Annotated in this window: 3 protein-coding genes; 1 reads left to right on the top strand and 2 read right to left on the bottom strand. The window is 76.5% G+C overall.

The genetic code is table 11. The features are described from left to right. Together FJ251_15505 and FJ251_15510 are read right to left on the bottom strand one after the other, a co-directional pair. Nucleotides 1-810 (bottom strand): M24 family metallopeptidase (locus FJ251_15505; protein MBM4119109.1); only part of this gene is annotated, 810 nt, incomplete at its 3' end. After that, nucleotides 807-1562, bottom strand: a complete 756-nt coding sequence (locus FJ251_15510) for a hypothetical protein (GenBank protein MBM4119110.1) — start codon at nucleotides 1560-1562, stop codon at nucleotides 807-809. The genes FJ251_15510 and FJ251_15505, both read right to left, overlap by 4 nt. On the opposite strand from FJ251_15510, the gene FJ251_15515 reads away from it, so the two are divergent. Then, on the top strand, nucleotides 1069-2404 hold a 1336-nt coding region (locus FJ251_15515), incomplete at its 3' end, for an amidohydrolase family protein (GenBank protein MBM4119111.1). The two genes, FJ251_15510 and FJ251_15515, sit on opposite strands and share 494 nt — an antisense overlap.

Raw genomic sequence — 2404 nt, forward strand, 5'->3', positions numbered from 1 at the left:
GGGGGCCGCCGCGATCGCGGGCGGCAGCGCCGGGCCGGCGAAGGCCATCCAGGTGAAGTCGGCGTAGACCGCGCCCGGATCGCGCAGACGACCCCAGTAGTCGAGTAGCACCACCTGCCCGGGCGCCAGCCGTCGCGGGCGCGCGGGGTCGGGGTTGTGGTGGGGATTGCCGCTGTCGGGCCCGAAGGCGACGATGGGCGGCCCGTTCGTCTCGAGGCCGGCCGCCTCCATCTCGGCGAGCATCCACTGCTGCAGTGCGTGGTCGCTGAGCGGCTCGCCGGCGGCGAGGGCCGCGCGCAGGCGCGCGAGGGCGCCGCGGCGGATCGTCTCGAGGCTGGCAGCGGCGCGCTCGTGGCTCGCGAGCGCCGCCACGCTCCAGGGCGCCTCCAGGCGCTGCACGAGATCGGCCGAGCTGACGATCGTCAGGCCGAGCCCGCGCAGCCACTCGAGCGTGCCGCCGTCGACGTGCGAAACCGTCGGCAGGGCGCCGCCCGGCGAGTACTCCATCGCGATCGGCGCGCCCTGCGGGAGCAGGGCGGCGATCAGGGTCTCCAGCTCGCGCCAGCCCTTGAAGAGCCGCTGCGCGCCGGGCAGGCGGCCGAAGTGGTGGGCCTCGACGCTGGACTGCAGGCGCAGGGGCTCGCCCGTCGCCGGGATCCAGTAGAAGAAGCGCCGCGTGAGCAGGGCGCCCGCAGGCACCGCGAGCAGCTCGAGCGCCACCGGGTTGGAGCCGCGAAAATCGTAGAGCAGCCAGCCGGCCAGGCCTTCGCCGCGGATGGCCGCCTGCACCGTCGCCAGGTCGTGCTTCATCGTCCACCTCTCTCGAAGCTGATCTCGTAGGGAACCCAGCAGGCCACCGGTCGGCCGTCGATCGTGCCGGGCGCGAAGCGCAGCTCGCCGATGATCCGCTCGGCTTCGCGCCGGCAGGGCGGGCAGTCGAAGCCGCCCTCGTCGACGAGCTCGTGCGCGGAGACGCGGCCGTCCGGCTCCACGCGGAGACGATAGCGCAGGCGCCCGCTGCTCTTCAGCTTGCCGAGCAGGGCGCGACTCGGCCAGGCGGCCTGGAGGATGCGCGGCGACTCGCGAGCTGGTCCGCCGCCGCCCGCCGCGGGAGCGCCGGCAGCGCCGAGCGGGCCGGTCCCGGGCGCCTCGCCGGCGCCGGGAGCCCCGCCCGCAGGCGCCGGTGCCGGAGCGCTGGGGGACGGCTCGCTGGGGGTGTCCAGAGCGGCAGGCGTGTCGGCTGCCTCGTCGACCTGCGCGTCGGCCGCCGCCGCGGTGTCCATCGCCGGGGATTCGCCGCCGGGTCCGCCGCTGGGCTCCCAGACCACCTGCACCTGGCTCCAGTCGGTGCCGCCGCGCTTCTGCCAGTCCAGTCCCGGCAGGCGGCCGCCCACGCGGGGCAGCACGCCGATGGCCAGCCACGCACCGAGCAGCAGCGCGAGACCGATGAAGACCAGCCAGCGCCAGGGTCGAGGCGGGGGATGGCCGGGAGGGATGGCTTGCGGGCTCATGTCCTCGGGACTTATAAGGGCAAGGAACGCCCGGCTGCAAGGAGGGTCCATGCGCGCCACGCCGGCCGAGCTCGCCGCCCTGCTCGCAGGGGAGGCCACACCCGCTCTGCGCCTCGAGGGCCTGCGGGTCCAGCGCGGCGAGGGCCGCCCCGCCGAGGCCGCCCCCGTCCAGCTCGCGGGCGCGCGCTTCGTTCCGCCGGTGGGCGAGGCCCGGGTTCTCGATCTCAGCGGCTGGACCCTGCTGCCCGGTCTCTGCGACGCCCACCTGCACCTCTTTCACGAGGCCCGGCGCCGCCTGCGGGTGGACCTGAGCGGGCTGCGCCGTCGGGCCAAGCTCTGGGAGCGCCTGGCGGCGGCGGCGTCCGGCGGCGAGGGACCGCTGATCGGGGTCGCCTGGGACGAGAGCGACTGGGACGATCCGCGCTTCCCCACCCGGCGCGAGCTGGACGCCCTGCTGCCGACCCGGCCGGTGGGCTTGATCCGCGTCTGCGGGCACGTCGCCGTGGCGAACGGCGAGGCGCTGCGCCGGCTCGGCCGCGCGGCGGAGGACGGCCTGCTGCTCGAGGGCGAGGCCGTGGCCCTCGCGCGAGCTTTCCCGCTGGGCCGCGCCGAGCTGCTCGCCGCCGCCGCGGCGGCCGCCGCCGACTTCGCGCGGCAGGGGCTGACGGCCGTCACCGATATGGGCGCTGCGGAGCTGCCGGCGCTGGCCAGCGCCCTGCCCCGCGATTTTCCGCTGCGCGTCGAGTACTTCCACGCGGGTCCGCTCGCGGAGCTGCCGGCGGCCCAGCCGGACGCGGTGGGCCTTGCCCTGGGGCGCAAGTTCTTCCTGGACGGCTCGATCGGCGGCCGCACGGCGGCCGTCGCGGCGCCCTATGTCGAGGGCGGCCGGGGGG

It is taken from the genome of bacterium (assembly GCA_016873475.1).
Lineage (GTDB): Bacteria > Krumholzibacteriota > Krumholzibacteriia > JACNKJ01 > JACNKJ01 > VGXI01.